This is a genomic window from Deferribacterota bacterium (assembly GCA_034189185.1).
Taxonomy (GTDB): domain Bacteria; phylum Chrysiogenota; class Deferribacteres; order Deferribacterales; family UBA228; genus UBA228.
On sequence record JAXHVM010000113.1, the window covers coordinates 1 to 5,936 of the forward strand.

Genomic DNA, 5,936 nt, shown 5'->3' on the forward strand with positions numbered 1-5,936 from the left:
TATGTTGCACTGTGAAAATGGGGATATAATAGAGTTTTTATCAAAGAAATTTATTGATAATGGTAAAACTGCACCACTGTTTCATAGTGTTGTGCATACCCCTAATAGTGAAGCAGAAGCAATTTTCAGAGCAATTACATATAGTAGTATATTTAAGTTAGGTATATATGTTGTTCACCTTTCCTCTAAAGAGGGTTTACAGGTTATATATGATGCCTTAGGAAAAGGGACAAAAGTTTTTGTTGAAACCTGTCCACAATACTTAATATTAGATGAATCTTTATATAAAAATGAATTTTTAGAGGCTTCAAAATATGTTATGTCGCCACCTTTAAGAGACAAAGATTCTAAAGAAGCACTGTGGAAAGCTTTATATGAGGGTGTAATAAATGTTATAGGAACAGACCACTGTCCCTTCTTTTTGGAACAAAAAAAGATGGGAAGGGATGATTTTACAAAGATTCCCAATGGAGCGCCGGGTATTGAGACCAGATTAGTATTAATTTTCTCAGAAGGTGTAGTAGGAAATCGCATTTCAAAAGAACAATTTGTCAACTTGTGTTGCCTTAATCCTGCAAAATTAACAGGGCTTTATCCGCTAAAGGGTGCAATTGCTCCTAATTTTGATGCAGATTTAGTAATATTTGATCCACATAAAAAGTGGAGGATTACAAAAGATAATTTACATGAAAATGTTGACTACACTCCTTATGAGGGAATGAATGTAACTGGTGCCGTAGTTGACGTGATGTCAAAGGGCAGGTGGTTGGTAAAAGATGGTGCCTTTATAGGAGATGATATAAAAGGGGAGTATATAAAAAGAAAAAGATATGTTTAAAAGGATTACTTATTTATTAATAGTGCTGTTTTTGCCGGCATCAATAACTGCAGCAGTTTTAAATTTTGATAATCTGATAAAATTAAAGAGATTAGGTGATTTTGATTTATCAGATGATGGAAAGTACATTGTCTATTCTTTGGGTGAGGTTGTTTTTAATGAAAATAGAATAAACTATGACCTATATTTGATGAATCTTGAAAAGAAAAAAGTAGTTCAACTTACTGATAGTGAAACTTCTGAAAATTCTCCACAGTGGGCAGATGATAATAAACATGTCTATTATTTATCTGAATCTAAAGAAGATAATAAAACAAAAATATTTAGAATTAATATAGATACACTAAATACAGAACATATTACAAATTTTCCTTTAAGTATAGAGAGTTTTTATTTATCAGATGATGGCAAGTCCATGCTTTTTACAGCAGTTGTTTTTGCTGAGTGTGAAGGTGATATTGAATGTTCTAAAAAGAAATTTGAAGAGGAAGAAAAATCGAAGGTAAATGCACAACTTATAGACAATCTGTTATATAGACATTGGGATAGGTGGTATGATGGTAAATATAGGCATCTATTTTATTATAATATAAATAGTAAAAAATATGTTGATGTATCACCTAATGACCTTGAAGTACCCCCTTTTTCTCTTGGCGGTGAAAGGGATTTTGATATATCAAAGGATGGCAGAGAGATTGCTTTTGTTGTAAATAGAGATGAAGATTTAAGCACAAGTACAAATAAAGATATTATACTCTCTCAAGTTAATACACAAAGTCAATTTAAACTAACTCTAAATAAAGGTTATGATGGTTATCCCAGGTTTTCTCCAAATGGCAGATATATAGCTTATAGGAGCCAATTTACACCAAATTATGAGTCAGATAGATTTAGGTTAATATTATATGATAGGGTAAGAAACAAATTATATGATTTAACATCTAATTTTGATAATTGGGTTGAAGAAGTTGTTTGGTCAAAAGATGGGAAATACCTATATTTCACTGTTGATGAAGGGGGTTATACACCCATTTATAGAATAAATATATCTAACTTTGAAAAAAATGGGTTTGTAAAAAGAGAAAAAATAGTTGATAATATTTATTGTTATAATTTAAAGATATCAAAAGATAATAATCTATACTTTGCTGTTTCAAGTTTAAGTGAGCCTAGTGATATATATTCTTACAATGGCCAAGATATAAAAAAGTTAACCTCCTATAATGATAAATTTTTAAGCAGTTTAAGTTTGGGGGATGTTGAAAATATAGAATATTCAGGAGCAGAGAGAAATATACAGGCATTTATCGTAAAACCACCATATTTTAATAGTGGTAGTAAATATCCTTTGTTGTACCTTATTCATGGTGGTCCACAATCAGTTTGGAGTGATAGTTGGAGTTATAGATGGAATGCGCAATTGTTTGCCAGCAGAGGTTATGTTGTAATGATGCCAAATCCAACTGGCTCTGTTGGTTTTGGGCAGGATTTTATAAATGATGTAAGTGGTGATTGGGGTGGTAAGGTATATGAGGATCTTATGAAAGGGGTTGATTTTGCTACCACCTTACCCTATGTCGATAGCAGTAAAATGGGTGCAGCAGGTGCTTCATTTGGTGGGTATATGATAAACTGGATAGAAGGTCATACTAATAGGTTTAAAGCATTAGTAAGCCATGATGGTGTTTTTAATATTGTTAGTTTTATGGGTTCAACAGAAGAATTATGGTTTCCTTTTTGGGAATTTGGTGGCCCTTACTGGGAGTCAAGACAAACTTATGAAGAATGGTCACCCCATAATTATGTAGAAAATTTTTCTACACCCTGCCTTGTTATTCATGGTGGTCTTGATTATAGGGTTGATCTATCTGAAGGATTACAACTATTTACTGCTTTAAAACAGATGGATGTTCCCTCAAAGTTCTTATATTTCCCAGATGAAGGACATTGGGTGTTGAAACAGCAAAATTCAAAATTATGGTATAATACTATTCTAGATTGGTTTGACAGCTATTTAAAATAGTAGTTCTTTACATAGATTTTTAAAACAAATGATTTGTGCTTATGTTTTCTTTTGTTTTTTTATCAATTACTTCTTGTTTGTTAATAATTATTAGTTTCAATTTTTGGCAAATCCTTCAATGATTCCTTTATATACTGATCAGGATAGTCTATATCCTCTAATTCTCTATTTATATGTTTTTCATAAAATGACATATCAAAATGGCCGTGTCCACTTAGGCAAAAAAGTATATTTTTTGATATGTTTTTCTCATTACAAATGTTTGCTTCTTTAATAGCCGTGGCTATTGCATGGGCTGATTCAGGGGCTGGAATAATACCTTCAGTCTCAGCAAATAATTTCCCAGCTTTATAAACCTCAGATTGGGGCAGTGCCACTGCTTCAATCAATCCTTTATTATATATGTGGCTTAATAAAGGTGAAACACCGTGATAACGTAGGCCACCTGCATGTATAGCTGGGGGTATGAAATTGTGTCCCAATGTATACATTTTCATTATAGGTGTTAACTTGGCTGTATCCCCATAATCATAAGTATAGTTTCCCTTGGTTAGTGTTGGGCATGCCATTGGTTCTACTGCTATGGCTCTAACATCTTTCCCGTTTAGCTTATCTGCAATAAAGGGAAAGGAGATGCCTGAAAAATTAGATCCCCCACCACAACATCCTATTACTATATCTGGGTATATACCTATTGAAGCAAGTTGTTTTTTTGACTCTAATCCGATAACACTCTGGTGGAGTATTACATGATTTAAAACACTACCAAGTGCATAGTTTATATCCTTATTAGCTGCAGCTATCTCAACGGCTTCACTTATTGCTATACCTAAACTACCATTAGAGTTAGGCATCTCTTTCAAAATTTTTCTCCCCGTCTCTGTTTTCTCAGAAGGGCTAGCAATAACCTCACCATCCATTAGGTTCATCAATATTCTTCTATAGGGTTTTTGTTCAAAACTTATTTTTACCATAAATATTTTACAGTGCATTTTTAGTTGTTTACAGGCAAAAGCAAGGGCTGAGCCCCATTGACCTGCGCCTGTTTCGGTTGTTAGGGTATTAATACCACTTATTTTGTTAAAGTAGGCTTGTGCAATTGCAGTATTTAATTTATGACTGCCTGTTGGGGAGGCTCCCTCATATTTGTAGAATATTTTTGCAGGGGTGTGTAAAACCTTTTCTAAATTGTATGCTCTTTTTAATGGGGTTGGCCTGTATAATTTATATACATCTAATACCTGCTCTGGTATCTCAATATATTTTTCACGGGTGGTTTCTTGTTCAATTAGGTTTTTTGGGAATATCAGATTTAATTCATCCATCTGTGCTTTTTTTGTTGTTACAGGATTAAAAAACAAGGGCTCATAATCATTTAGATCAGCCTGTATATTATACCAGTAATTAGACAAATATTTTAAATCATTATCCAATGTAGCCTCCATAAATTTAGCTTTATTATTTAATATCATATTACCTAAAAAAAGCAAATAACATATTAATATAGATTAATTTCTGGTATAATAAAAAAATGGAGGTTTGACAATGAAGATAAATAAAATTTACCCATTATTGCTATTTATAAGTTTTTTGATATTTCTTAACGCTAATTTTTTATTTGCCAGTATTCTGCCAAAAGTTGTTGTTATTTCAACAGGTGGAACTATTGCAATGAAGCTAGATGAAAAAACTAATAAAGCAGTTCCAGCTTTAACTGGTAAGGATTTAGTAGAGGCTGTGCCACAGATTAAAAATTTGGCTGAGATTGAAGTAATTGAATTTAGCAATATTGACAGCTCTTATATGACGCCTGACCACTGGTTAAGATTATCAAAACTTGTAAATAATACATTAGAGAGAGAAGATGTTAAAGGTGTTGTTATAACACATGGGACAGATACTATGGAGGAGACTGCTTATTTTTTAGATTTAACGGTAGATAGTAAAAAGCCAGTGGTGTTAACAGGTGCTCAAAGAACTGCAACTGATAAAGATAGTGATGGCCCAAGAAATATTTTAAATGCAGTGAGAATTGTTTTATCAAAATCATCTTTTGATAGAGGTGTAATGATATGTATGAATAGCTATATAAACGCTGCAAGGGGGTCAAGAAAAACCCATACAAATAATGTCCAAACCTTTGAATCAGGTGAATATGGATACTTAGGTTATGTTGATGATGATAGGGTTATTTATTATAACAAACCTGTGCGTAGGCTTAAATTGCCACTACCTGAAAAACTAGCAAAAGTTGATATAATAACAATGTTTACAGGCTCAACAGGTAAATATATTAGGTATGCCGCAGACAGTGGTGTAGACGGATTAGTAGTTATAGCCTTCGGAAGAGGGAATGTTAATAAGGAAGTTTATGAAGCAGTTGAATACGCTATTAAGAAAGGCCTCTATGTTGTTATAGCAACAAGGGTGTATTATGGTTCTGTAAAGCCTGTTTATGGTGTATTAGGTGGGGGTGGATCTTTAGAAAAATTAGGGGCAATATTTGCTGATGATTTAACCCCTGCAAAGGCAAGGATTTTATTAATGTTGGCCTTGGGACAAACTAATAATAGAGAGGAAATACAAGAGTTGTATTATAAATAAATCTATTTATTTATAATTTCAATAAGCTCTTGTGCATTTTGTGGGGCATATGCATTAAAATCGTTATTAAAATATATATATGCTTCGCTTATTGAATCTTTATTATCTTTTATAAATTTTGATAAATCTTCTAATTCTTGGCGTGTGTAAAGTGTATTGTATCTACCGCCTTTACCATGTCTTCTGACATATAAAAAATTAGCCGTTATAGGTGGATTTTTTAAAAATTCTGGATAATCAGCTATACATATACATATATTGAATTTTTTGCAGAGCGAATAAATATCCTCTGTTAGCCAGGATTTATGTCTAAACTCAAAAACATTTTTAATATTATTATATTTAGTTAGCATATTTAAAAAGTCATTAAAGACCTCTATGTTTACTTTAAAGCCAGGTGGTAGCTGCCATAGTATAACTTTTAATTTTTTATCTAGTTGCGATATAACCTCAAAAAAATTCTCTAGTTCC

At 32.3% G+C, this 5,936-nt stretch carries 5 protein-coding genes; 3 read left to right on the top strand and 2 right to left on the bottom strand.

The window, feature by feature from the left end:
• Both SVN78_07775 and SVN78_07780 read left to right on the top strand, forming a co-directional pair.
• On the top strand, positions 1 to 838 hold an 838-nt coding region (locus SVN78_07775), incomplete at its 5' end, for an amidohydrolase family protein (GenBank protein ID MDY6821502.1).
• A complete protein-coding gene (locus SVN78_07780) occupies positions 831 to 2,861 on the top strand; it encodes a S9 family peptidase (protein ID MDY6821503.1) in 2,031 nt (676 codons plus the stop codon). The genes SVN78_07775 and SVN78_07780, both read left to right, overlap by 8 nt.
• Positions 2,862 to 2,941: 80 nt before the next feature.
• Here the strand turns inward: SVN78_07780 and SVN78_07785 are convergent, their stop codons facing one another.
• The gene (locus SVN78_07785; GenBank protein MDY6821504.1) at positions 2,942 to 4,294 is read right to left on the bottom strand and encodes a TrpB-like pyridoxal phosphate-dependent enzyme; all 1,353 of its coding nucleotides are present in this window, start codon (positions 4,292 to 4,294) and stop codon (positions 2,942 to 2,944) included.
• 112 nt (positions 4,295 to 4,406) lie between these two features.
• Between SVN78_07785 and SVN78_07790 the strand changes: the two genes are divergently transcribed.
• On the top strand, positions 4,407 to 5,465 hold the full coding sequence (locus tag SVN78_07790; GenBank protein MDY6821505.1) for an asparaginase: 1,059 nt from the start codon (positions 4,407 to 4,409) through the stop codon (positions 5,463 to 5,465).
• A gap of 2 nt (positions 5,466 to 5,467) precedes the next feature.
• On the opposite strand, the gene SVN78_07795 is transcribed toward SVN78_07790, so the two are convergent.
• On the bottom strand, positions 5,468 to 5,936 hold a 469-nt coding region (locus SVN78_07795; protein ID MDY6821506.1), incomplete at its 5' end, for a DUF72 domain-containing protein.